The organism is Burkholderia sp. LA-2-3-30-S1-D2 (assembly GCF_001523915.2).
Classification (GTDB): domain Bacteria; phylum Pseudomonadota; class Gammaproteobacteria; order Burkholderiales; family Burkholderiaceae; genus Burkholderia; species Burkholderia diffusa.
The window spans coordinates 38,578-61,566 of record NZ_CP013383.1 but is presented as its reverse complement, the minus strand read 5'-3'; the positions used below and the strand labels follow the sequence as shown (position 1 = coordinate 61,566).

Below are 22,989 nucleotides of genomic sequence, written 5' to 3'. Positions count from 1 at the left end.
CCTGCCTTGCCTGTCTCTGTCGATTGCGTCGGCGCTTGTATCAGCGCTTGTATGCCTGCAGGCCCGGCTTGATCGTCTTGTCGTCGAGGAACTGCTTCAGCCCCTGCTCGCGGCCGCGCTCCGGATCGCGCAGCTGCGCCTGGTCGAGCTTCGCATACAGGTAATCCTCGCACTGTTCCCACGTGAGTTCGCGCGAACGCTTGAAGCCGTGCTTCGCCGCGCGCAGCACGACCGGGTTCTTGTCCATCAGCCGCGCCGCGAGCGCGATCGTCGCGTCGCGCAGGCCGGCCAGCGGGACGCTGCTGTTCACGAGGCCCATTTCAGCGGCCTCCGCACCGGTGAACGTGTCGCCGGTCATGATGTAGTGCAGCGCGCGGCGATGCCCGACCGTGTCCGCCATCGCCTTGCTGACGAGGTTGCCCGGCGGGATGCCCCAGTTGATTTCCGACAGGCCGAACACCGCTTCGTCCGCCGCGATCGCAAGGTCGCACGCGACGAGCGGCGAGAATCCGCCGCCGAAGCACCAGCCGTTCACCATCGCGATCGTCGGCTTGTTGTACATCCGCAGGCGGCGCCACTGCCACTCCGACGCGTCGCGCCGCACCTTTTCCTGCAGCGCGTCGGAGCCGCCGTCGATCTCGCGGAAATATTCCTTCAGATCCATGCCGGCCGTCCACGCGGCGCCCGCGCCGGTCAACACCAGCACCTTTGCCTCGTCGTCGAATTCGACCGCGTCGAGGACTTCGAGCATCTCCCGGTTCAGCGTCGGGCTCATTGCGTTGCGCTTCTCGGGGCGGTTCAGCGTGACCCACGCGATGCCGGCCTCCACCTTCACTTCAACGGTCTGCCAGCGGTTGTCGTACTTGCTCATGTCTGTTCCTGTCGTTCGTTCCTGTGCGATTCGGTGCGCGGCATTCCTGCTGCGGACGGCTTCATTTAATATCAGGCTACCTGATATTGCAAGCGGCACGAGCGCCGGTGTAAACCCGGAGCGGAAAGCGGCGGCAACGATGGAATCGGGGAACGGTCAGGCGACCGGCGAGCAGGCGGGAAAAGCAAACACGGGCCGCACGGGCCCGTGTCGTGGAGGTTCGGGGAAAGGGTCAGCCGCGCAGGTTGCGCGCGAACAGTTCGAGCGCGCGCTGCACGTGCGTGGCGTCGTCGATGGAGACGTCGCCGAGCATCCGCGTCTCGAGCGGACGCAGCACGGCTTCGCATTCGCGCAGCATCGCCGCGCCTTCGTCGGTCAGCGTCAGCAGGATGATGCGGCCATGCGACGGGTCGGCTTCGCGCGTGACGAAACCGCGGGCGGCCATCACGCTCATGACCTCGTTCGCCGATTGCGGCGTGATGAACGAGCGCTCCGCCAGCTGCGCGTTCGACGACGCGCCGCGCGCCTCGAGCACCGACAGCGCCGTGTATTGCGCGAGCGTGATGCCGAGCGGTGCGAGCGCGTCGGTCATGTGGCGGCGCAGCAGCCGTTCGAGACTGCCGACCACGTAGGTCAGGCGCTGCGGCACGCGGGCCTTCGGCTTGTCGCCCGTCGCACGGGCGGCGTTCTTCGCGGCGTTCTTTGCGGCGTTTTTCGGGTTCGCGGGCTTGGTCGGTGCGGAACTCATGGTGCGGGCGGGATGGAATTGCGGGCCATCTTACCAGCACGTCGGGGCGCGAACGGCGTGTTCCGGCAAGCCGGACTGCCACCGCGCGTTCGTGCATGCGCGGCAGACCGCGCGCCTGATCGCCTGGCTCGCCGCGTCAGACGAATCCCATGAACGGGATCCGATACGCGGTCAGCCGCGCGGCGCCCCCGCGAATCGCGCCGTCGGCAGCCCCATGTAGCGCGTCCGGGCGACGAATACGCCGCCGGCGTGCGCATCGCTCGCCAGCGCGTCGTCGCTCAACCCGACACGGGCGCTCGTCACATAAATCCGGCCTTCGCCGTCGAGCGTCACGCAGCTCGGCTGCGCAGTCGGCACGCTAACGCGGTCCGTCTCGACGCCGTCCGGCCCGTAGCGTACCACCCGCCGGCCGCCCCACTGCGCGTTCCACAGGCCGCCGTCGCGATCCATCGTCGAGCCGTCCGGGTCGCCGTCCGCATCGGTCAGTCGCGCGAACGGCCGCACATTGGCCACGTCGCCGCCCGCGCCGTAATCGCAGACGAGAATCTCGCGCACCATCGAATCGCAGAAGGTCATCTTCGTGCCGTCCGGCGAGAACGCGATGCTGTTCGCGATCGCCGCCGCCGGCAACGCAAGCCGGTCGAGCGTGAGGTCCGGATTGAGCCGGTAGAAGCCGCCGACCGCGCGCGGCGGGTCGCCGCCTTCGTCCTTCATCCCGAACACGAACGCGCCGAACGGATCGCAGCGGCCGTCGTTCAGGCGCGTCGGCAGATCGGGTTCGACGCCGACGATCCGCGTGAATTCGCCGCTGCGCAGATCGAAGAACGCAAGATGCGTCGCGAGCCCGACGAGCAGCACATTCGGCTCGTTCGTCAGCGCGAAGCACGCGAGCCGTTCAGGCATCGGCCACTGCGCGAGGTCCGAGCCGTCCGCGCGGCAGCGCCACAGCCGCGCGCCTTCGATGTCCGTCCAGTACAGCGCGTGCGTCGCGTCGCACCACGTCGCGCCTTCGCCGAGCGTATTGCGGCTGTCGACCAGCAGCGCCGCCGCGCCCGGATGAATCTGTTGCATGCCGTCTCCCGATGTCTGTCGCCTTCGCGGGCGGCCACGCGTTCGTCAGGATCAGATCTTCATCGCGCGCCGCTGGTTGCGACGATACTGGTCGAACAGCACCGCGAGCAACAGAATTCCGCCGCGTATCAGATATTGGTAAAAGGTCGGCACGTTCAGCAGGCTCATCGCGTCCTGCACGGAACCCATGATCAGCACGCCGACCAGCACGCCGGAAATCGTCGCGACGCCGCCCGTCAGCGACACGCCGCCGAGCACGCACGCGGAGATCACGCCGAGCTCGAGGCCGACGGACGTTTTCGGATCGCCGAGGCTCATCCGCGACGCAAGCATCACGCCGGCGAAGCCGGTCACGAGCCCCTGCAGCACGAACACCGCGATCTTGATGCGCATCACCGGCAGCCCCGCGAGCAGCGCGGCCTCGCCGTTGCCGCCGACGGCCAGCACGTTCTTGCCGAACACCGTCTTGCGCAAGAGGAAGCCGAACACGACGAAGCCGACGATGTTGCTCCAGATCGGATACGAGATGCCGAGGAACGACCCGCCGCCGAGCTCGAAGAAGCGCTCCTCCGAAATCATCACCGCGTCGCCGTTCGACGTGATGAACGCGAGCCCGCGCACGACTTCCATCATCGCGAGCGTGACGATCAGGGAATTGATCCGCCAGCGCGCGATCAGCACGCCGTTGACGAGCCCGACCGCACCGCCCGCGAGCACGCCGGCCGCGATGCCGAGCACGACGCTGTGCGTCGCGGTGATCAGCGTCGACGCGACGACACCCGAGAACGCGACGATCGACGCGACCGACAGGTCGACCTCGCCGAGCGCGAGCACGAACATCATCGTCACCGCGATCGAGCCGATCAGCGTGACCGACAGCAGCAGGCCCTGGATGTTGCGCGGCGTGAAGAAGTCCGGCACGGTCAGCGACAGCGTCGCGAACAGCACGAAAAACACCATCACGATGCCGGAACGGTTGATCAGCTGCCACACGCCGCCGCGCGCGCGTGCGGGCACGGCGGCGGCATCGGGGGACGGGGAAGTGCGTTGGGGTTGCATTGCCTGGCTCATTTCATTTGCATCCGGTTGATCATTGCGGGGCGCTAGCGCGGCAGCGCGAGCTTGATCAGCGCGTCGGGCGTCGCCTGCGCCTTCGCGACCTCGCCCGCGATCCGTCCTTCCTTCATCACGACGATCCGGTCCGACACGCCGATCACCTCGGCCAGGTCGCTCGACACGATGATCACCGTGCGGCCCGCTTCCGCGAGCTCGTAGAACAGGTTGTAGATTTCCGCGCGCGCGCCGACATCGATGCCGCGCGTCGGTTCGTCCATCAGGAACACGTCGATGCGCTCGGCCAGCCAGCGCGCGAGGACGACTTTCTGCTGGTTGCCGCCCGACAGCGCGCCGATCGGCGTCTCGCCGTCGCGGGTCTTGATCGCCAGCCGCTCGATGTAGCGTTGCGCGAGCTCGCGCTCACGCCGTGCGTCGAGCAGCACGCGCGCCGGGCTGAAATGCCGGCGCGCGCTGATGTTCAGGTTGTCGGCCACCGACGCGATCGCGACGATGCCCTCCTGCTTGCGGTCTTCCGGGCACAGCGCGATGCCGGCACGCACCGCGTCGCGCGGGCTTGCGAACGCGACGCGACGCCCGTTCAGCTCGACGTGCCCCGCACTCGGGCGCGCGGCGCCGTACAGCAGCTTCATCAGCTCCGAACGGCCCGCGCCGACGAGCCCGAAGAAGCCGACGATCTCGCCGCGCCGCGCGGCGAACGACACGGGCTCGGATAACCCGGGCCCCGCCAGCCCTTTCGCCTCGATCAGCACGTCGCCGGCGGTGCGCGGCCGGTAGCCGTACACGTCCTCGATCGAGCGGCCGACCATGCAGCCGATCAGCCGGTCGCGATCGAGATCGGCGACGGATTCGAACGTGTCGATGCGGCGGCCGTCGCGAAACACGGTCACGCGGTCGCACAGTTCATACACTTCCTCCATCCGGTGCGTGACGTAGATGATCGCGCGGCCTTCCGCGCGCAGCGCGCGGATGATGCGGAACAGCTGCTTGGTTTCGCGCGCGGACAGCGAGCTGGTCGGTTCGTCGAACGCGATCACGCGCGCGTCGCGCATCAGCGCCTTGCCGATCTCGATCATCTGGCGCTGGCCGATCGACAGATACTTCACCGGAATGCCCGGATCGATGTGCTCGCCGAGCCGCTCCAGCGCATCGAGCGCGCGTACGGCAAGCGCACGTTCGTCGACCACGCCGAGCCGGCTCGGCAACTGGCCGAGCATCAGGTTCTCCGCGACCGTCAGCTCGGGCACCAGATGCAGCTCCTGGTAGATGATCGCGATGCCGGCCTCGAGCGCCGCGCGCGTCGACGCGAAGCGCTGCACGGTGCCGTTCAGCGTCAGCGTGCCGGCCTGCGGCTGGTTCACGCCGGACAGCACCTTCAGCAGCGTCGACTTGCCCGCGCCGTTCTCGCCCATCAGCCCGTGCACTTCGCCCGCGCGCACCGACAGCGACACGCCATCGAGCGCGCGCACGCCCGGGAACGTCACCGTGATGCCGTCGAGCGCGAGCAGTGCGCCGCCGGAGGTGGCCGCGTCGTCGTTGTCGGACACGGCCGTCATCGTCTGCATCGTCATCGCGTCGTCGCCCCGCACGCTCAGATGCCGAGCTCGGCGCGCACGGCCTTCCAGTTCGCGCGCGTCATCAGCTTGCCGCTCGTCTGCGTGTCGGCGGGCGGCGTCTTGCCGTTACGGATCCAGTCGACGAGGTTCTGCGTGCTGTCCTTGCCGTGGTTCGTCGAGCTGACCGCGATCGTCCCGTAGAAGCCTGTCGGCTCCTTTTTCTGGAATTCGGCGAACGCCTCGCCCGCGCCGTTGATGCCGACGCCGATCACGTCGGCCGCCGGGATGTGCAGCTGTTCGGTCGCGCGCACCGCGCCGAGCACGGTTTCCTCGTTCAGCGCGAAGACGACCCATTTCTTCACGTTGGGATGGCGTGAGAGCACCGGGAAGGCCGCCTCGAGGCCGCCGCTGTCGTCGGTCGTCTTCTGCGGCGCGTCGAAGATATTCTCCTTGCGGAAGCCGTTCGCGAGCAACGCCTGCGTCGCGCCGTCGGTGCGCAGCTTCGCCGTCGGCAGCTCGTAGTTGGTGATGCGCAACGCGCCGACTTCCTCGGGCTTCCAGCCGCGTCGCTTCATCTCGTCGGCGATCGCCTGGCCGACCTGGTTGCCGATCTTGGTCGCCGACATCCCGAGGTGCGGCACATTCGTGAGCGGCTTGCCGGTCGAGTCGACGAGCTGGTCGTCAACGGTCACGAACTTCATGTTGTAGCGCTTCGCGCGCGCGGCGATCGCCGGCCCGAGGCGCACGTCGGGTGCGCAGATCACGAAACCCTGCGCGCCTTGCGAGTTGAGGTTGTCGATCGCGGCCAGCACCTTCTCGCCATCCGGCGTGCCGATCTTCACGACCGAGAAGTTTTCCTTCTGGCCCAGCGCGGACGCCGCGTTCTGCTCGTTGATGAACCATGCCTGCTCTGGCATCTTCACCAGGAAGCCGATCTTCAGCGGCGCGTCGGCATGCGCGGCGCCGTGCATGCCGAGCGGCGCGATGCAAAGCGCGGCCAGCAGCGCGCGCAGGGTGTGCCGGCGAATCGTTCGGTTGGTTCGGTTCATGCGGTGTCTCCTTGTCTATTGGCTGGGGTCTTCAATACTCATCGCGCCGGGTCGCGCTCGCTGTGGCGTGCGCCGGCACGGTGTCAGCGGCCGAACGCGTCGGTCCCGACGCGCCGCCCGAACAGAAACGCGTCGGCGACGAGCCGCAATGGCCGTACGTCGACGTCGCTTTCGCCGCGCGCGATCAGCGCGCGGAAATGCGCATACAGCGCCGGATACTCGCGCTCCGGCCCGATCTCGACCGGCGCGCCGTCGATCGACAACTGCGCGCCGCCGCGGCTGATCGCGAGCACGCCGTCCGACGTGTCGACCGCGATCTCCCACTGCTCGACCGGGCCGTGGCGCCAGTCGAATTCCGCACGCACCGGCACGCCGTCCGTATCCGCGCAATCGAGTTCGGCCGCGATCGGCATCTGCGCGTCGCTCGGCACATAGAGCGTCGCTTCGCGCAGCACGAGTTCGCGCGGCAGGATCCGCGTGACGATCGACAGCGCGTTGATGCCTGGATCGAACACACCGAGGCCGCCCGGCTCCCAGATCCACTGCTGCCCCGGATGCCAGCGTCGCACGTCTTCCTTCCAGCGCACCTGCACCGCGCGGATCGTGCGCGTCGCGAGCCATGCCCGCGCCGGTTCGACCGCGCTCGCGCAGCGCGAATGCCAGGTCGCGAACAGCGTGAGGCCGCGTTCGCGCGCGAGCGCGTCCAGCGCAGCCACTTCGCCGAGCGTCGCGCCCGGCGGCTTCTCGAGCATCACGTGCTTGCCGGCTTCGAGCGCGGCGCGTGCCTGCGCGTAGCGCACCTGTGGCGGCGCGCACAGCGACACGGCGTCGAGCTCGCGCTCGGCGGCCAGCAGCGCGGTCAGATCCGGATAATTGCGTACCCCGTTGACCTCCGCGTGACGGCTCGCGCAGGCGGTCAACACGAAGCCCGGCTCGGCGGCGATCGCCGGCAGATGCTGGTCGCGCGCGATCTTGCCGATCCCGATCACGCCCAGCGAAATCACCTTGCTCATTTGCGTTTCTCCTTCGCCATTCGCTCAGCGCGCCCAGCGCAGCACGAGCGGATCGAGCCGGCGTGCGATCGCGATCAGCTCCGCACGCGTGTCAGGGTGCAGTTCCGGCATCGGATGCCGCGGCCGCTCGCACGCGATCACGCCGCCTTCGCGCATCAGCGCCTTCGCGGTCAGGATCCCGGACTGGCGGTTCTCGTGATTGATCAGCGGCAGCCACGCCTGGTAGCGCGCGAACGCATCGTCGTGCCGCCCTTCGCGGAACGCTTCGAGGATCGGCCGGATGCCGTCCGGAAACCCGCCGCCCGTCATTGCGCCGGTCGCGCCCGCATGCAGGTCGGCGAGCAGCGTGATCGCTTCCTCGCCGTCCCACGGCCCTTCGATCGCGTCGCCGCCGAGCCGGATCAGCTCGCGCAGCTTGTTCGCCGCACCGGGCGTCTCGATCTTGAAATACGCGACCTGCTCGATCTCGCGCGCCATCCGCGCAAGGAACGGCGCGGACAGCGCGGTGCCGCTCGCGGGCGCGTCCTGGATCATGATCGGGATGTCGATCGCATCCGACACGCGCGCATAGAAATCGAAGATCTGCGCTTCGGGCACGCGGAACGTCGCGCCGTGGTACGGCGGCATCGCCATCACCATCGCCGCGCCGAGCTGCTGTGCGCGCAGGCTGCGCGCCGCGCAGACCTGCGTGCTGTAATGCGATGTCGTGACGATCACCGGCACGCGGCCGGCGACGTGCTCGAGGATCGTGCGCGTGAGCACGTCGCGCTCGTCGTCGGTGACCGCGAATTGCTCGGAGAAGTTCGCGAGAATGCACAGGCCGTCCGAGCCGGCGTCGATCATGAAATCGACCGCGCGCTTCTGGCTCGCGAGGTCGAGCTCGCCGGTGTCGGTAAACGTCGTCGGGACGACGGGGAAGATGCCGCGATAGCGCGGTGTGCTGCTCGATGTCATGGTTCGGTCCTGCGTCAGTCGAAACGGCGTTCAGCCGGAAAACAATGCGTTCAGGATTCGCCGGCGAACGCGCCCGCGGCCGGCTCGGGCGTGCGCAGCGCGGCGCGGACCACGAACGTCATCAGCACCGCGAACAGCAGCGTGGCCGCGAGAAAATACAGGCCGGCCGCGAGGCTGCCGGTCGATGCCTTGATCAGCCCGATCCCGTAAGGTCCGAAGTAGCCGCCGAGATTCGCGAGCGAATTGATCGCCGCGATACCGACCGCCGCGCTCGTGCCGGTCAGGAATTCGCCGGGCAGCGCCCACACGACGGCCTGGATCGAATAGAGCGAGAACGCGGTCAGGCAGATGAACATGAACTGCAGCGCCGGTTGCCGCACCCACGCGCTCGCGGCCATCGTCACCGCGGCGGCAGCCGACACGACGACGATGTGCCAGTAGCGCTCGCGCTTGCGATCCGAATGGCGCGGCACGACGAGCAAGCCGACCACCGCGAACAGGTACGGCACCGCGGACAGCAGCCCGGTCGCCGCATCGCCGGTGCCGAATGCGTGGATGATCGTCGGCAGCCACAGCGAGAGCCCGTAGATGCACAGCGGAAACGGCAGGAACAGCGCGGCGAGCAGCAGCACGCGGCGGTCGCGCAATGCGGCGAGCGGATTGCCGTGCGAATCGGGGCGATACGTGTCGCGGTCGGCGGCGAGCTGCCGTGCGATCCAGCGGCGTTCGTCGTCGTTCAGCCAGCGCGCATGCGCGGGCGACTCCGGAAGCAACCGCAGCGTGGGCCATGCGAGCAGCACGGCCGGCAGGCCGCTCACGACGAACAGCGTCTGCCAGTCCGACAGGCCGAACAGCCCGTGCGTGGATAGCAGCCAGCCGGCGAGCGGGCCCGTCACGATGCCGGCGAGCGGCTGCGCGAGCACGAGCAGGCCGATCACGCGGGCACGGTCGCGCATCGGGAACCATTGCGTGAGGAAGTACAGGATGCCGGGATAGAGGCCGGCTTCGGCAGCACCAAGCAGAAAGCGCAGCACGTAGAAGCTGGTCGGCCCCTGCACGAGCGCCATCGCCATCGTGATCACGCCCCACGTCGCGAGGATGCGCGCGAACCACACGCGCGCGCCGAAGCGTCCGAGCGCGAGGTTGCTCGGCACCTCGCACAGGAAGTAGCCGATGAAGAACAGGCCGGCGCCGAGTCCGTACGCGGCATCGCCGAGGCCGATCGCCGCGTTCATGTGCAGCTTCGCGAAGCCGACGACGGTACGGTCGACGTAGGCGACCACGTAGATCAGCGCGAGGAACGGCACCAGTTTGCGCGTGAGCAGGCGCGTCAGTTGCCGTTCGTCGACGGCTGCCGGCGAATCGGACTGTTCCGCCGCGATGTGCGCGGGCGTGTACTGCGTCGTCATCTTGTCTCCTGTCGGTCTGCGTTAGCGCTCTGGCGCTTGCGTACGTCCCATGCTTCGCGGTCGGTCTGCGTTTGCGCCTTAGCCCTTACGCTGCGCCTTCCTGAGCGCTCGACCACATCCAGCGCATCACCCTGCTTCCCTCAGGCCCCGCCGCCGTCCGTGTCGGTATGCACCTGCCCGCCGCTCAATGCGAATGGCTCGGCACGTCCGCGCCGCGCGTGCCGACCAGGAAGTCGAGGTCGCACCCCTCGTCGGCCTGCAGCACGTGATCGATATACAGCCGTGCGTAACCGCCCTTGCCGAGCTGCCCGGCCACGCCCGGTGCCGCGGTCGGATCGACGTCCGACAGGCGGCGCTGCAGTTCGTCATCCGTAATATCCAGGTGCAGCGTGCCGGCCTCGCAGTCGAGCTCGATCCAGTCGCCGTTGCGCACGGCGGCGAGCGGCCCGCCGGCAGCCGCTTCCGGCGCCACGTGCAGCACGACCGTGCCGTACGCGGTCCCGCTCATCCGCGCATCCGAGATCCGCACCATGTCCTTCACGCCCTGGCGCAGCAGCTTCGGCGGCAGCCCCATGTTGCCGACCTCGGCCATCCCCGGATACCCGCGCGGCCCGCAGTTCTTCAGCACCATCACCGAGCTCGCATCGATGTCGAGCGCTTCGTCGTTGATCGTCGCCTTGTAGTGCTCGAGGTTCTCGAACACCACCGCGCGGCCGCGATGCTTCAGCAGCTCGGGGCTCGCCGCCGACGGCTTCAGCACCGCACCGCGCGGCGCGAGATTGCCGCGCAGGATGCAGATTCCGCCGTCCGCGATCAGCGGCCGGTCGAGCGGGCGGATCACTTCGTCGTCGTAGTTCGGCGCTTCGCGCACGTTGTCCCACAGCGACTTGCCGTTGACCGTCAGCGCGTCCGGATGCGGCAGCAGCCCGCCTTCGCCGAGCCGGCGCAGCACGGCCGGCAGCCCGCCCGCGTAATAGAACTCCTCCATCAGGAAGCGTCCCGACGGCATCAGGTCGACGATCGTCGGCGTGCCGCGGCCGATGCGCATCCAGTCTTCCAGTTCCAGCGGCACGCCGATGCGGCCCGCGATCGCCTTCAGGTGGATCACCGCGTTGGTCGAGCCGCCGATCGCCGCGTTCGCGCGGATCGCGTTCTCGAACGCGGCGCGCGTCAGCACCTTCGACAGCACGAGCCCTTCGAGGGCCATCTCGACGATGCGAATGCCGGACATGTGCGCGAGCACGTAGCGGCGCGAATCGACGGCCGGAATCGCCGCGTTGTGCGGCAGCGCGACGCCGAGCGCCTCGGCCATGCACGCCATCGTCGACGCGGTGCCCATCGTGTTGCAGGTGCCGGCCGAGCGCGACATGCCGGCTTCGGCCGACAGGAAGTGATGCAGGTCGATCTCGCCGGCCTTCAGCGCTTCATGCAGCTGCCACACGGCCGTGCCCGAGCCGATGTTCTTGCCTTCGAGCTTGCCGTTCAGCATCGGGCCGCCCGATACGACGATCGCCGGCACGTCGCAGCTCGCCGCGCCCATCAGCAGCGCGGGTGTCGTCTTGTCGCAGCCGGCGAGCAGCACGACTGCGTCGATCGGGTTGCCGCGGATCGCTTCCTCGACGTCCATCGAGGCAAGATTGCGCGTGAGCATCGCGGACGGCCGCAGGTTCGATTCGCCGTTCGAGAACACCGGGAACTCGACCGGGAAGCCACCGGCTTCCGAGATCCCGCGCTTCACGTGCTCGGCGAGCTTGCGAAAGTGTGCGTTGCACGGCGTCAGTTCGGACCACGTGTTGCAGATGCCGATGATCGGCCGGCCGTCGAATTCGTGATCGGGAATGCCCTGGTTCTTCATCCAGCTCCGGTACATGAAGCCGTTCTTGTCGTTCGTGCCGAACCATTGGGTGGAGCGCAGCCTGGGTTTTGTTGCCGACATCGTCAGTCCTGTGGTGACGGGATACCGGCGCAGTCTAGGCAGAATTTTGATAACTCGCTAATGACGTTTTAGGCGATTACGATATCGATTCCGATATCGATATAAACCCGTACGATGACCGAAGCCAGCCCGTGGGGAAACCGCAATCGCCTGAAGACGCGCCAGTTGCTGCTGGTCGTCGCGCTCGCCGACGAAGGCAGCATTCACCGCGCGGCGGCCGCGCTGAACATGACGCAGCCGGCCGCGTCGAAGCTGCTGCGCGAGCTCGAGGAGTCGATCGGCGCCGTGCTGTTCGAGCGGCTGCCGCGCGGGATGCGGCCGACGCTGTACGGCGACGCGCTGATCCGCCACGCGCGCGCGGCGCTCGGCAGCCTCGACCAGGCGCGCGAGGAACTGGCCGCGCTGAAGGCCGGCCATCTCGGGCACGTGGCGGTGGGCGCGATCACGTCGCCGGGATTGCGGCTCGTGCCGCCGGCCGTCGCGGCCGTGAAGGGGACACATGCGAACGTGCGCGTGTCCGTCGCGATCGACACGAGCAACGCGCTGCTCGAACACCTCGCGCAGGACAAGCTCGACATCGTGCTCGGCCGGCTGTCCGCCGAACACGACAAGCTGCACCTGCGCTACGAGCCGCTGACCGGCGAGCCGGTCGCTGCGGTGGTGCGGCCCGGCCATCCGCTGCTCGCGCAGGCGCCGCTGTCGCTCGCCGACGTGCAGCGCGCCGCGTGGGTGATGCCGCCGGCCGGCAGCGTGCTGCGCCATCGGTTCGAGCTCGTGTTCCAGCGCGCGAGCCTCGCGCCGCCGGCGAACGTCGTCGAGACGGCCGCGCTGCTGTTCATCACGCAATTGATCGAGCAGAGCGACATGATCGCGGTGCTCGCGGAGGATGTCGCGCGGTACTACGCGCGACACGGGATCGTCACGGTGCTGCCGCTGGAGATGGACTGCCGGATGGACGATTTCGGAATCATCACGCGCACCGACCGGCTGCATTCGCCGGCCGTCGAGGTGATGGCCGACGCGATTCGGGTGGCTGCGCGGGAGGTTTACGGCGTCGCGCTGTGACGCGGCGACGGGGTGTGTGGCCCGCCCGCGTTGACTTCTTCGAGCACGAAGTGCTGCGCCATGCGGTCATTGCTTGAGTCGTAGAAAAGCTTCATCGTGCTTTCCATCGCCAACGCGTCACGCGGCTGCAAACTCGATCACCGGTTCGCAGCGGAACGGGAAGTTGACCGAATTCGCGATATAGCACTTCGCGTGCGCATCGTGATGCAGGTGTTCCGCCCGCTCGCGATCGTCACCGGCCTGGATGGTCACGTGCGGGCGCAGCACGATTTCGGTGAAGCGCCCCTGCTCGGGGCTATCGAGCATCGTCCCTTCCGCGTTGTCGACATACGCGAGCACGCGGATGCCGGCCTCGGCGCACAGATGCAGATACCAGAGCTTGTGGCACGCCGATGCCGACGCCAGCAGCAGGTCTTCCGGGTTCCAGCGCGACGCGTCGCCGCGGAAGGCTGCATCCGACGAACCGGGAATGTCGGGCTTCGAACCGGCACGGATCACATGATCGCGGCCATACTCGCGATACCCCGACGTGCCGGTGCCGCGATTGCCCGTCCACTGCACTGCAACTCGATATTTGTGTTCGCCAGACGCCATCTCGCTCTCCAGTGATGTCGGTTGTTTGGACCAGGCCCGATTTCATTTCATGAAGCCCGCCAATGGCCGCCATTTTGGCACCGGAATTCCATTTGGTATACCATTATTCCAAAATGAAATGAGGAACACGCAGGCATGGAAGCCAAACTCGACTCCACGGCGGACGCGGTGGCCGCATCGCTGCGGGACATGATCGTCAACGGCGAGCTGGAAGCCGGCGAACGGCTCGTCGAACGCGACCTGGCCGACCGGTTCGGCATCAGCCGGATTCCGATGCGCGAGGCCATCCAGCGTCTGGAACGCGAAGGATTGCTGGATATCTTCAGGAATCGCGGCGCCGTCGTGCGCATGCTGAGCCCGTCGGACGTGCAGGAAATCTACGATCTGCGCGCGCTGCTCGAAGGCGATGCGATCTACCGGAGCGTAAAACGGCTCGACGACGAGACGCTCGCGCGCGCCGAACTCGTTCATCGCCTGCTCGGCGACGCGACCGTGCCGCGCCGGCAGGGAGAACTGAACCGCGAATTCCACGCGTTGCTGTATTCGTGCTGCGGCAACGCGCGGCAGTTGAAGTCGATCGGGGAGCTGCGCAGCCAGGTCGAACGCTACGAGCGCTTGCAGACCACGCTGCTCGCGGATACGCCGTCGTTCCAGGTCGAGCACGAGGAGATCCTGCAGGCGTGCCGCGAGCGCAATGCGCGCGCCGCCCGTTCGATGACGGTCGCGCACCTCGAATCGGCCAGAGGCATCGTGATGCGGCTCGTCGAAGGCGGTTGAGGCCGGCGCCGCGTCTGCCGTGTTCCACACCGCACGCGGCTGCGCGCCGGGCCGCGCCGGTTGCGGCGGGAACCTCGAAGTGCTCCACGCCGCCCCGCGCGACATCTACCGCGTCGCGCTCTCACTCGATACACGGCCTGTCGTACCGCGCACCACCAGCCGCGGGGCCGACGCCGTTCGCACGCGCGACGCATCGTCGATCTGCCCGCCCGCCTCGCGCAATGCATTGAGCAGTTCGACCGCGAGCCCCGCCGCCTCGCCGGTCGGGATCGCGACCGTCGTCAACGTAGGCCGCGTATCGCTCGCCAGATGAATATCGGTAATGCCGACGATCGACAGGTCGTCAGGCACGCGCCTGCCGCGATCGGCCGCTGCGTGCAGCGCGCCGATCGCGGGCAGGTCGTTGGTCGCGACCAGCGCGGTCAGCCCGGGATGCGCGTCCAGCAACTGCCCCGCCGCGTGCACGCCGCCTTCGATCGAATCGTGCCCGGCGCCGACGCGTGACGCGTCCAGCCCGGCTTCGCGCATCACATCGACGAAGCCGTCGTAGCGCGCGGCCTGCACGCCGTTTGCCGACCCGCCGACGATCACGCCGATCTCGCGATGCCCGAGTTCGACCAGATGCCGCGTCGCGATCCGCCCCGCCTCGCGGAAATCCACCGCGACGCACGGCAACCCTTCCGGCGGCGCATCGGGCCGCTCCCACAGACACAGCACGACCGGCACGCCGCGCCGCGCAACGTCGGCGAGATCCGGCAGGTGCAGGTTCGCGTTCGTCACGAGGATGCCTTCGGAGATCGTACCGGCGATCTGGTCGAGATACGCGCGCCCCTGCAGCGGGTCTTCATTCGTATTGCAGACGATCAGGAACTGCCCGTTGCGGCGCACCGCGCGCTCGACCGCGAGCGCGAACTCCGGATAAAACGGGTTCGCGATGCTCGACACCATCAGCGCGACCGTCGGCGCGCGCCCTTCCGCCAGCGCCCGCGCGGCCAGATGCGGCCGGTAGCCGAGCGCCTGCACCGCTTCGAGCACCCGCGCGCGGGTCTCATCGCCAACCCGGCCGCGATTGCGCAGCACGTTCGACACCGTCGCGGCCGTTACGCCAGCGCGGCGGGCCACTTCATCGAGTGTCGCCATCCATTGCTCACTATATGAGACGTTGATCCAGTATTTGCTTCGCTCATCGAAGCGGCGCATCATCGCCGCACACCTTGCCGCCCCCCTGACGGGCGCGACTCGGCCGCGATCGCTATCGGCTCTTTTTTTTGATCGCGATGATTAAGCGCTTAAGCATCGACGAAAGCGCATTAAAACATGGAGCGGAGACAATGGCGAGCATCTCGATGCGGCGCGTGCAGAAAGCCTATGGCGAGCACGCGCCGGTCATTCGCGACGTCGATCTGGAGATCGGCGCGCACGAGTTCTGCGTGTTCCTCGGTCCGTCTGGCTGCGGCAAGTCGACCCTGCTGCGGATGATCGCGGGCCTCGAGGACCTGAGCGACGGCGAGCTCTCGATCGACGGCCGCCGCGTCGACGACGTGCCGGCCGCCGAACGCGGCGTCGCGATGGTGTTCCAGAGCTACGCGCTGTTTCCGCACATGACGGTCTACGAGAACATGGCGTTCGGGCTGAAGCTCGCGCGCGTGCCGAAGGCCGAGATCGACCGGAAGGTGCGCGACGCCGCGCGGATCCTGCAGCTCGATACGCTGCTCGAGCGCAAGCCGAAGGCGCTGTCGGGCGGCCAGCGGCAGCGCGTCGCGATCGGCCGTGCAATCGTGCGCGAGCCCGGCGTGTTCCTGTTCGACGAGCCGCTGTCGAACCTCGACGCGGCGCTGCGCGGTCAGACCCGCGTCGAGATCGCGAAACTGCACCGGCAGTTCGAACGCGCGAGCGTCGTGTACGTGACGCACGACCAGACCGAAGCGATGACGCTCGCCGACAAGATCGTGCTGCTGCACGCCGGCGCGGACACCGCGCAGCACGGCAGCATCGCCCAGGTCGGCGCGCCGCTCGAGCTCTATCACCATCCGGTGAGCCGCTTCGTCGCCGGCTTCATCGGCTCGCCGCGAATGAACTTCCTGCCGGCCGTCGTCGCCGCATGCGACGCGCGGCGCACGACCGTCACCGTCGTGCCGTCCGGCGAAACCTTCACGCTGCCGCGCGACGGCTCCGCGCTCGCGCCCGGTGCCGCCGTCACGCTCGGCATTCGCCCCGAACACCTGACGCTCGGCGCCGCGCTAGACGCGACGACGCTCGCGCGCGACGTCGTGCTCGTCGAACGCCTCGGCGAGCAGACCTACGTGCACCTCGATCAGCCCGGCGGCACGCCGCTGATCGCGAAAGTGCCCGGCGACGCGGCCGTGCGCAGCGGCGAGCGCGTGCACGCGCATGCGCCGGCCGCGGCCTGCCATCTCTTCACCGAAGACGGCCGCGCGGTGCCCGCGTGCGCCGAACTTCCCGTCCACCACTACGCATAAGGATCGGGCATGCGCCTTGGAGTCTGTTACTACCCGGAACACTGGCCGGAATCGATGTGGGGCGGCGACGCCCGCCGGATGAAGGCACTCGGCATCGCGCAGGTGCGGATCGCCGAATTCGCGTGGAGCCGCATCGAGCCGTCGCCCGGCGAATACGACTGGGGCTGGCTCGATCGCGCGGTCGACGTGCTCGGCGCGGCCGGGCTCGAGATCGTGATGTGCACGCCCACCGCGACGCCGCCGAAGTGGCTCGTCGACCGTCATCCCGAGATCCTCGCGATCGGCGCGGACGGCCTGCCGCGCAAGTTCGGCTCGCGCCGCCATTACGACTTCTCGTCGCCGACCTATCTGGAAGCGTCGCGCCGGATCTGCACCGCGGTGGCCGAACGCTACGGCCGCCATCCGGCCGTGCGCTACTGGCAGACCGACAACGAGCTCGGCTGCCACCAGACGGTCGTCAGCTACTCGCCGGCCGCGCTCCTGCGCTTCCGCGAATGGCTGAAGGCGCGCTACGGGACGATCGACGCGCTGAACCGCGCGTGGGGCACCGTGTTCTGGAGCATGGAATACAGGCATTTCGACGAAGTCGACGCGCCGGTCGGCACCGTGACCGAAGCGCATCCGTCGCACCGCCTCGACTACCGGCGCTTCGCGTCGGACGAAGTCGCGCGCTATCACCGGATGCAGGTCGACGTGATCCGCGCGCATTCGCCGGGCCGCGCCGTCGCGCACAACTTCATGCAGCTCTTCACCGAGTTCGACCACTACGAAGTCGCGCGCGACCTCGACGTCGCGACGTGGGACAGCTACCCGCTCGGCGCGCTCGAGGAGCAATGGTTCGCGCCCGACGTGAAGGCGCGCTGGCTGCGCACCGGCCACCCGGATTTCGCGTCGTTCAATCACGACCTCTATCGCGGCATGTCGAAGCTGCCGTTCTGGGTGATGGAGCAGCAACCGGGGCCCGTGAACTGGGCGCATTGGAACCCCGCGCCGCTGCCGGGCATGGTGCGCCTGTGGAGCTGGGAGGCGTTCGCGCACGGCGCCGGCTGCGTGTCGTACTTCCGCTGGCGCCAGGCGCCGTTCGCGCAGGAGCAGATGCATGCGGGCCTGCACACGCCCGACGACAAGCTCGACGAAGGCGGCCGCGAGGCGCAACGGGTCGCGCATGAAATCGCCGCGATGCTCGACGCCGGCGCGGATGCCGATGCGAACGGCGCCGTGCGTGCGCCCGTCGCGCTCGTGTTCGACTACGAAGCGAAGTGGCTGCTCGAAGTGCAGCCGCAAGGCGCCGATTTCCACTACCCGCGTTTCGCATTCGAGTACTACTCGGCGCTGCGCTCGCTCGGCCTCGATGTCGACATCGTGTCGGCGCACGCGCCGCTCGACGGCTACCGGCTTGTCGTCGTGCCGCCGCTGCCGATCGTGCCGGACGACTTCGCGGCGCGGCTCGCCGCGTCGGGCGCGCACGCGGTGTTCGGCCCCCGCACCGGTTCGAAGACCATCGACCTGCAGATTCCGCCGACGCTGCCGCCCGGCCCGCTCGCCTCGATCCTGCCAATGCGCGTATGGCGCGTCGAATCGCTGCGGCCGAACGTGACCGAGCGGATCGACGGCACGCTGCGCGACGGCTCGCCGCTCGCTGGCGAGGCACGCCACTGGCGTGACTTCGTCGAGCTTCACGACAACACGCGCAGCGTCGTGCGTACGCGCTTCGCCGACGGCCATCCGGCCTGCGTGTCGCACGGCACGCTGCACTACTGGGCCACGCGGTTCGACGATGCGACCACCGTCCGGCTTTTCGCCGATGTCGCGGCCGAAGCCGGCCTGACACCGACGCCGCTCGGCGACGGCGTGCGCGTGAGCCGGCGCGGCGGCCTGACCTACGTTTTCAACTATGGCGACGCGCCGCACACGATCGACGCGGTGCCGCCGTCCGCGTTCGTGCTCGGCACGGCGCACGTCGGGCCGCAGGACGTGGCCGCGTATCGAAGCCGTTCGTAACAACCGTCACCGGCGTCACGATGCGCCGGTGACGCACAACGACACCCAGAACAGGAGACACGTATGACACATCGCCCCCTTCGCGTCGCCACCCGGCTCGCCACGGCCGCCGCTGTCGCACTGGCATCGCTCGGCACGACGGCGCCGGCCGATGCCGGCACGCTGACGATCAACATCGCGTTCAAGGGCGCCAGCCAGCGTGCGGTCTGGCAGTCGACGCTCGAGGCGTTCCACAAGGCCCATCCTGACATCGAGGTGAAGCCCACCTTCGTCGACGAGGAAGCGTACAAGGTGCAGCTTCCCGCGTGGCTCACGACCGTCGCACCCGACGTCGTGAACTGGCACGCGGGCGAGCGGATGGCGTACTACGCGAAGCGCGGGCTGTTCGAGGACCTGAGCGGCGACTGGGCGAAGAACGGCTGGGGCGCGATGTACGCGTCGACGCGCGACGCATCGTCGTACAACGGCAAGCAGTACGCGGCGCCGACCGTCTATTACTCGTGGGGGCTGTTCTACCGCAAGGACCTGTTCCGCAAGGTCGGCATCGCCGACGAGCCGAAGACGTGGGACCAGTTTCTCGATGCGTGCAAGAAGCTGAAGGCGGCCGGCATCACGCCGATCGCGGTCGGCGGCCGCGACGCATGGACCCTCGCCGGCTGGTTCGACTATCTCGACCTGCGCCTGAACGGCAACGCGTTCCACCAGCAGTTGATGGCCGGCGACGTGCCGTACACCGACCCGCGCGTGAAGAAGGTCTACACGACGTGGAAATCGCTGATCGATTCGGGTTATTTCATCGACAACGCGCTGTCCTACGATCTCGACGGCGCGCAGCCGTTCCTGTTCCAGGGCAAGGCCGCGATGATGCTGATGGGCACCTTCATCGCCGCGGGCTTTCCGCCGAACGTGAAGCAGGAAATGGGCTATTACCGCTTCCCGATCATCGACCCGAAGGTGCCGACCGCCGAGGATGGCCCGGTCGAATCGCTGCACATCCCGACCAAGGCGAAGAACAAGGCCGACGCGCACACGTTCCTCGCGTTCGTCGAAACGCCTGAAATGGGCGCGAAGCTCGCGGAAGGGCTCGGCTCGCTGTCGGCCAACAGCAAGTCGCCGGAGCCGGCCGATCCGATCTCGCGGATCGGCTTCCGGATCCTCGCCGACACCCGGGGCGGCGTCGCGCAGTTCTACGACCGCGACATGACGAAGGAAATGGCCGACGAAGGGATGAAGGGGATGCAGCAGTTCCTTGCCAATCCCGCGCAGCTCGATACCGTGCTCGCGCAGCTCGAGCAGACCCGCAAGCGGATCTACAAGAAGTAACCGCGTGACCCCTGCGGCGGCCCCGTGCCGCCGCGTCCGCCCAGGAGGCTTGCCGTGTCCAGTCCGATCACGTCCAGACCCGTCGAAACGCCTGCCGCGCCGCCGGCCGGCAGGTCGCCCGCCGCACTGCGCGCGCGCCGGCCGTCGCCAACCGCGCGGCGGCAACGGCGCGCCGCGTGGCTCTTTCTGGCGCCCGCGTGCGCAATGGTTGCCGTCTATGTGGTCTGGCCGATCCTGTCCACGCTGTGGCTGAGCCTCTGCAACTGGGACGGGATGACCGAGCGCACGTTCGTGGGTCTCGCGAACTACGCCGAGCTGCTGCACGCGCCGACGTTCTACACCGCGCTGCGCAACAACGTGATCTGGCTCGCGCTGTTCATGCTCGCGCCGCCGCTCGGCCTCGCGCTCGCGCTGTACCTGAACCAGGCGGTCGCCGGCATCCGGCTCGTGAAGTCGCTGTTCTTCGCACCGTTCGTGTTGTCCGGCGTGGTCGTCGGCCTGATCTTCTCGTGGTTCTACGATCCGACCTTCGGGCTGCTCGCGCTGATCGCCGGACACGGCATCCCGGTGCTCGGCGACGCGCGCTATGCGACGTTCGGCATCGTGTTCGCCGCGCTGTGGCCGCAAACCGCGTACTGCATGATCCTGTACCTCACCGGCCTCACGTCGGTGAACCCGGAGCAGATCGAAGCCGCGCGGATGGAAGGCGCGCGCGGCTTCGCGTTGTTGTGGCACGTGGTGCTGCCGCAGTTGCGGCCGACCACGTTCATGGCGATCGTCGTCACGGTGATCGGCGCGCTGCGCAGCTTCGACCTGATCTCGGTGATGACGAGCGGGGGCCCGTTCGAGAGCTCGACCGTGCTCGCGTATTACATGTACGACCAGGCGATCAAGTACTACCGGCTCGGCTATTCCGCGGCGATCGCGGTCGTGCTGTTCGCGATCATGCTCGTCTACATCGTGTTCCAGTTGCGCCGCATGCTGCGCAACGAGCAATAACCTGACCGGTGGCCATCATGTTTCCGACTCCCGTTGCTCAATGGAAGCCTGTCTCGCGCAGGCTGTACAAGTTGTCGCTGCCCGTTGCGCTGCTGATCTGGCTGCTGCCGATGATCGCGGTGTTCGTCACGTCGGTGCGCTCGACCGAGGAACTGGTCGAAGGTCACTACTGGGGCTGGCCGCGGCACTTCTCGATGATCGAAAACTATCGCGACGCGCTGACCACGTCGCCGATGCTGCATTACTTCTGGAACAGCGTGCAGATCACGGTGCCGTCGGTGCTCGGGTCGATCGCGCTTGCCGCGATGGCAGGGTTCGCGCTGGCGACTTACCGGTTTCGCGGGAATACCGCGTTGTTCGGGACGTTCGTCGCGGGGAATTTCGTGCCCGTGCAGGTGTTGATGATTCCCGTGCGTGATTTGTCGCTCAGGCTTGGAGTATTCAATACGGTCGAGGCGTTGATTCTCTTTCACGTCGCGTTTCAGACGGGGTTCTGCACGCTGTTTCTGCGGAATTTCATCAAGCAGTTGCCGTTCGAGCTGATCGAGGCGGCACGGATCGAAGGGGCCGGTGAGTGGACGGTGTTCTGGCGGATCGTGTTGCCGTTGATCCGGCCGGCGTTGGCCGCGCTTGCGATTCTCGTGTTCACGTTCGTGTGGAACGATTACTTCTGGGCGCTGTGTCTCACGCAAGGCGACGAGGCCGCGCCGATCACGGCGGGGGTAGCGGCGCTGAAGGGGCAATGGACGACGTCGTGGAACCTTGTCTCGGCCGGGTCGATTCTCGCTGCGTTGCCGTCGGTCGCGATGTTCTTCGCGATGCAGAAGCATTTCGTCGCGGGGCTGACGTTCGGGGCGACCAAAGGTTGAACGCGCCCTGACCGCCGATCGCGGATTCGGATCTCCCCCTCTTCATCGAGAGGATTGCCCGCTTCGGCGGGCTTTTTTATTGTTGGCGGAGCCGGGCGGAATATCGGTTATCGACTCGCTTCAGTCCAGCTGTGTCTGCCTGACACTGGCGTGACTGAACGCCGGATACGTTTTCATCAGTTCGGATGCGGTGGCGCTTTTTGAGGGTTATACGGCCTTTGCGCCATTGACCTCACGTTCCATACTTCCCTCGGACGATCAAGCCGGGAAAGGCGCACGAACGCGATTGCGTTTCGCGCTTGCGGCCTGATCAATCACACGACCATGGAAAGGAATGGAAGATGAGGCTCAAGAACAAGTCAGCTCTGATCACCGGTGGAACCAGTGGCATCGGTCTTGCAACCGCGAAGCTGTTCATTGCCGAAGGCGCCCGAGTCGCGGTTACGGGTCGCGATGACGCCGTGTTCGAGCGTGTGCAGGCTGAGCTTGGCGAGAATGCGATCGTTCTCAAGGGTGACGTGCGCTCGATCAAGGACATGCGCGCGATTGCCGCCGAGGTAAAAGAGAAGTTCGGCGGTCTCGATATCGTGTTCGCCAATGCCGGCTGGGCTTTCCCGTCAGCAGTCGACGACATCGACGACAAACTCTACAACGAGATCATGGACGTCAACGTCAAGGGTGTGGTGTTCACGCTTCAAGCGGTGCTTCCTGACTTGCGGGAAGGTTCCTCAGTGATCCTCAATACGTCGTTCGTGGCGCAGACCGGTAAGCACGGCATCTCGCTGACTGCGGCGGCGAAAGCCGCGGTGCGATCGCTTGCCCGCAGCTGGTCCTATGAGTTTCTCGACCGGAGGATCCGCTTCAACGCGATCGCGCCCGGCGCAATGAACACGCCGCTGATCACAAAGTGGGGCATGTCCGACGAATGGGTTCGCGACCGTCGGGCCGAGTTCGCTGCAGCGATTCCGGTGGGCCACCTGGGCACGGCCGAGGACATCGCCTACGCGGCGCTCTATCTCGCGAGCGACGAGTCCGCCTACGTCGTTGGCGCCGAACTGGTCGTCGATGGCGGTGCCTCGCAGCTTTGAGCCTGCGGTTCACGATTCCGGAGCCAGACGCGCAACGCCGGCTCATCCACATCCCGATCTCGCGTCCGCCACACCTTTCGTCGTGGCGGTCATTCAATCCGGCCCAGCCTGG

20 protein-coding genes are annotated in these 22,989 nt (G+C 67.5%); 8 read left to right on the top strand and 12 right to left on the bottom strand.

Annotated features, from left to right (window positions below; translation table 11 throughout):
• Positions 1-40: 40 nt before the first annotated feature.
• The 10 genes from WS66_RS00275 to WS66_RS00230 all read right to left on the bottom strand — a co-directional run bounded on the left by WS66_RS00275 (position 41) and on the right by WS66_RS00230 (position 11,681).
• Positions 41-871 carry a p-hydroxycinnamoyl CoA hydratase/lyase gene (locus WS66_RS00275; protein WP_050013424.1) on the bottom strand — a complete coding sequence of 277 codons (831 nt, stop codon included), beginning with the start codon at positions 869-871 and terminating at the stop codon, positions 41-43.
• Positions 872-1,103: 232 nt separating this feature from the next.
• Positions 1,104-1,619 (bottom strand): MarR family winged helix-turn-helix transcriptional regulator, encoded by a 516-nt coding sequence (locus tag WS66_RS00270; RefSeq protein ID WP_059604738.1) that lies wholly within the window; start codon positions 1,617-1,619, stop codon positions 1,104-1,106.
• 171 nt (positions 1,620-1,790) lie between these two features.
• Positions 1,791-2,690 (bottom strand): SMP-30/gluconolactonase/LRE family protein, encoded by a 900-nt coding sequence (locus WS66_RS00265; protein ID WP_059604735.1) that lies wholly within the window; start codon positions 2,688-2,690, stop codon positions 1,791-1,793.
• A 51-nt stretch (positions 2,691-2,741) separates the two neighbouring features.
• Positions 2,742-3,761, bottom strand: coding sequence for an L-arabinose ABC transporter permease AraH (araH, locus tag WS66_RS00260; protein ID WP_059604732.1), 1,020 nt, complete (start codon positions 3,759-3,761; stop codon positions 2,742-2,744).
• A gap of 32 nt (positions 3,762-3,793) precedes the next feature.
• A complete protein-coding gene (araG, locus tag WS66_RS00255) occupies positions 3,794-5,335 on the bottom strand; it encodes an L-arabinose ABC transporter ATP-binding protein AraG (RefSeq protein WP_059604820.1) in 1,542 nt (513 codons plus the stop codon).
• 20 nt (positions 5,336-5,355) lie between these two features.
• On the bottom strand, positions 5,356-6,369 hold the full coding sequence (locus tag WS66_RS00250; protein ID WP_059604729.1) for an arabinose ABC transporter substrate-binding protein: 1,014 nt from the start codon (positions 6,367-6,369) through the stop codon (positions 5,356-5,358).
• Positions 6,370-6,452: 83 nt separating this feature from the next.
• The gene (locus WS66_RS00245) at positions 6,453-7,382 is read right to left on the bottom strand and encodes a Gfo/Idh/MocA family protein (RefSeq protein WP_059604726.1); all 930 of its coding nucleotides are present in this window, start codon (positions 7,380-7,382) and stop codon (positions 6,453-6,455) included.
• Between the two features lie 24 nt (positions 7,383-7,406).
• A complete protein-coding gene (locus WS66_RS00240; protein WP_059604723.1) occupies positions 7,407-8,336 on the bottom strand; it encodes a dihydrodipicolinate synthase family protein in 930 nt (309 codons plus the stop codon).
• A gap of 50 nt (positions 8,337-8,386) precedes the next feature.
• The gene (locus tag WS66_RS00235; protein ID WP_059604721.1) at positions 8,387-9,745 is read right to left on the bottom strand and encodes an MFS transporter; all 1,359 of its coding nucleotides are present in this window, start codon (positions 9,743-9,745) and stop codon (positions 8,387-8,389) included.
• A gap of 184 nt (positions 9,746-9,929) precedes the next feature.
• Positions 9,930-11,681: an IlvD/Edd family dehydratase gene (locus tag WS66_RS00230; protein WP_059604718.1), complete on the bottom strand. Its 1,752-nt coding sequence runs from the start codon at positions 11,679-11,681 to the stop codon at positions 9,930-9,932.
• Positions 11,682-11,795: 114 nt separating this feature from the next.
• Here WS66_RS00230 and WS66_RS00225 point away from each other — a divergent pair, with 114 nt between their 5' ends.
• Positions 11,796-12,746, top strand: a complete 951-nt coding sequence (locus tag WS66_RS00225) for a LysR family transcriptional regulator (protein WP_059604715.1) — start codon at positions 11,796-11,798, stop codon at positions 12,744-12,746.
• 117 nt (positions 12,747-12,863) lie between these two features.
• On the opposite strand, the gene WS66_RS00220 is transcribed toward WS66_RS00225, so the two are convergent.
• Positions 12,864-13,340 carry an OsmC family protein gene (locus WS66_RS00220; RefSeq protein WP_059604712.1) on the bottom strand — a complete coding sequence of 159 codons (477 nt, stop codon included), beginning with the start codon at positions 13,338-13,340 and terminating at the stop codon, positions 12,864-12,866.
• A 135-nt stretch (positions 13,341-13,475) separates the two neighbouring features.
• Here WS66_RS00220 and WS66_RS00215 point away from each other — a divergent pair, with 135 nt between their 5' ends.
• Positions 13,476-14,117 carry a GntR family transcriptional regulator gene (locus WS66_RS00215; protein WP_059604709.1) on the top strand — a complete coding sequence of 214 codons (642 nt, stop codon included), beginning with the start codon at positions 13,476-13,478 and terminating at the stop codon, positions 14,115-14,117.
• A gap of 105 nt (positions 14,118-14,222) precedes the next feature.
• Here the strand turns inward: WS66_RS00215 and WS66_RS00210 are convergent, their stop codons facing one another.
• Positions 14,223-15,257, bottom strand: coding sequence for a LacI family DNA-binding transcriptional regulator (locus tag WS66_RS00210; RefSeq protein ID WP_059604706.1), 1,035 nt, complete (start codon positions 15,255-15,257; stop codon positions 14,223-14,225).
• Positions 15,258-15,448: 191 nt separating this feature from the next.
• On the opposite strand from WS66_RS00210, the gene WS66_RS00205 reads away from it, so the two are divergent.
• The 6 genes from WS66_RS00205 to WS66_RS00180 all read left to right on the top strand — a co-directional run bounded on the left by WS66_RS00205 (position 15,449) and on the right by WS66_RS00180 (position 22,877).
• On the top strand, positions 15,449-16,597 hold the full coding sequence (locus WS66_RS00205; RefSeq protein ID WP_059604703.1) for an ABC transporter ATP-binding protein: 1,149 nt from the start codon (positions 15,449-15,451) through the stop codon (positions 16,595-16,597).
• Between the two features lie 9 nt (positions 16,598-16,606).
• On the top strand, positions 16,607-18,598 hold the full coding sequence (locus tag WS66_RS00200) for a beta-galactosidase (protein WP_059604700.1): 1,992 nt from the start codon (positions 16,607-16,609) through the stop codon (positions 18,596-18,598).
• 63 nt (positions 18,599-18,661) lie between these two features.
• Positions 18,662-19,921 (top strand): ABC transporter substrate-binding protein, encoded by a 1,260-nt coding sequence (locus WS66_RS00195; RefSeq protein ID WP_059604697.1) that lies wholly within the window; start codon positions 18,662-18,664, stop codon positions 19,919-19,921.
• A 54-nt stretch (positions 19,922-19,975) separates the two neighbouring features.
• A complete protein-coding gene (locus WS66_RS00190) occupies positions 19,976-20,920 on the top strand; it encodes a carbohydrate ABC transporter permease (RefSeq protein WP_059604694.1) in 945 nt (314 codons plus the stop codon).
• A 17-nt stretch (positions 20,921-20,937) separates the two neighbouring features.
• Positions 20,938-21,789, top strand: coding sequence for a carbohydrate ABC transporter permease (locus WS66_RS00185; RefSeq protein ID WP_059604691.1), 852 nt, complete (start codon positions 20,938-20,940; stop codon positions 21,787-21,789).
• 341 nt (positions 21,790-22,130) lie between these two features.
• Positions 22,131-22,877 carry an SDR family oxidoreductase gene (locus WS66_RS00180; RefSeq protein WP_059604688.1) on the top strand — a complete coding sequence of 249 codons (747 nt, stop codon included), beginning with the start codon at positions 22,131-22,133 and terminating at the stop codon, positions 22,875-22,877.
• Positions 22,878-22,989 lie beyond the last annotated feature (112 nt).

Excerpts from the sequence above, each read along its gene's own strand:
- WS66_RS00275 (WP_050013424.1), bottom strand. The coding sequence starts at position 871 with ATGAGCAAGTACGACAACCGCTGGCAGACCGTTGAAGTGAAGGTGGAG.
- WS66_RS00230 (WP_059604718.1), bottom strand. The coding sequence starts at position 11,681 with ATGTCGGCAACAAAACCCAGGCTGCGCTCCACCCAATGGTTCGGCACG.
- WS66_RS00225 (WP_059604715.1), top strand. The coding sequence starts at position 11,796 with ATGACCGAAGCCAGCCCGTGGGGAAACCGCAATCGCCTGAAGACGCGC.
- WS66_RS00250 (WP_059604729.1), bottom strand. The coding sequence starts at position 6,369 with ATGAACCGAACCAACCGAACGATTCGCCGGCACACCCTGCGCGCGCTG.
- araH (WP_059604732.1), bottom strand. The coding sequence starts at position 3,761 with ATGAGCCAGGCAATGCAACCCCAACGCACTTCCCCGTCCCCCGATGCC.
- WS66_RS00240 (WP_059604723.1), bottom strand. The coding sequence starts at position 8,336 with ATGACATCGAGCAGCACACCGCGCTATCGCGGCATCTTCCCCGTCGTC.
- WS66_RS00180 (WP_059604688.1), top strand. The coding sequence starts at position 22,131 with ATGAGGCTCAAGAACAAGTCAGCTCTGATCACCGGTGGAACCAGTGGC.
- WS66_RS00245 (WP_059604726.1), bottom strand. The coding sequence starts at position 7,382 with ATGAGCAAGGTGATTTCGCTGGGCGTGATCGGGATCGGCAAGATCGCG.
- WS66_RS00235 (WP_059604721.1), bottom strand. The coding sequence starts at position 9,745 with ATGACGACGCAGTACACGCCCGCGCACATCGCGGCGGAACAGTCCGAT.
- WS66_RS00215 (WP_059604709.1), top strand. The coding sequence starts at position 13,476 with ATGGAAGCCAAACTCGACTCCACGGCGGACGCGGTGGCCGCATCGCTG.
- araG (WP_059604820.1), bottom strand. The coding sequence starts at position 5,335 with ATGACGATGCAGACGATGACGGCCGTGTCCGACAACGACGACGCGGCC.
- WS66_RS00185 (WP_059604691.1), top strand. The coding sequence starts at position 20,938 with ATGTTTCCGACTCCCGTTGCTCAATGGAAGCCTGTCTCGCGCAGGCTG.
- WS66_RS00200 (WP_059604700.1), top strand. The coding sequence starts at position 16,607 with ATGCGCCTTGGAGTCTGTTACTACCCGGAACACTGGCCGGAATCGATG.
- WS66_RS00220 (WP_059604712.1), bottom strand. The coding sequence starts at position 13,340 with ATGGCGTCTGGCGAACACAAATATCGAGTTGCAGTGCAGTGGACGGGC.
- WS66_RS00270 (WP_059604738.1), bottom strand. The coding sequence starts at position 1,619 with ATGAGTTCCGCACCGACCAAGCCCGCGAACCCGAAAAACGCCGCAAAG.
- WS66_RS00265 (WP_059604735.1), bottom strand. The coding sequence starts at position 2,690 with ATGCAACAGATTCATCCGGGCGCGGCGGCGCTGCTGGTCGACAGCCGC.
- WS66_RS00205 (WP_059604703.1), top strand. The coding sequence starts at position 15,449 with ATGGCGAGCATCTCGATGCGGCGCGTGCAGAAAGCCTATGGCGAGCAC.
- WS66_RS00210 (WP_059604706.1), bottom strand. The coding sequence starts at position 15,257 with ATGGCGACACTCGATGAAGTGGCCCGCCGCGCTGGCGTAACGGCCGCG.
- WS66_RS00195 (WP_059604697.1), top strand. The coding sequence starts at position 18,662 with ATGACACATCGCCCCCTTCGCGTCGCCACCCGGCTCGCCACGGCCGCC.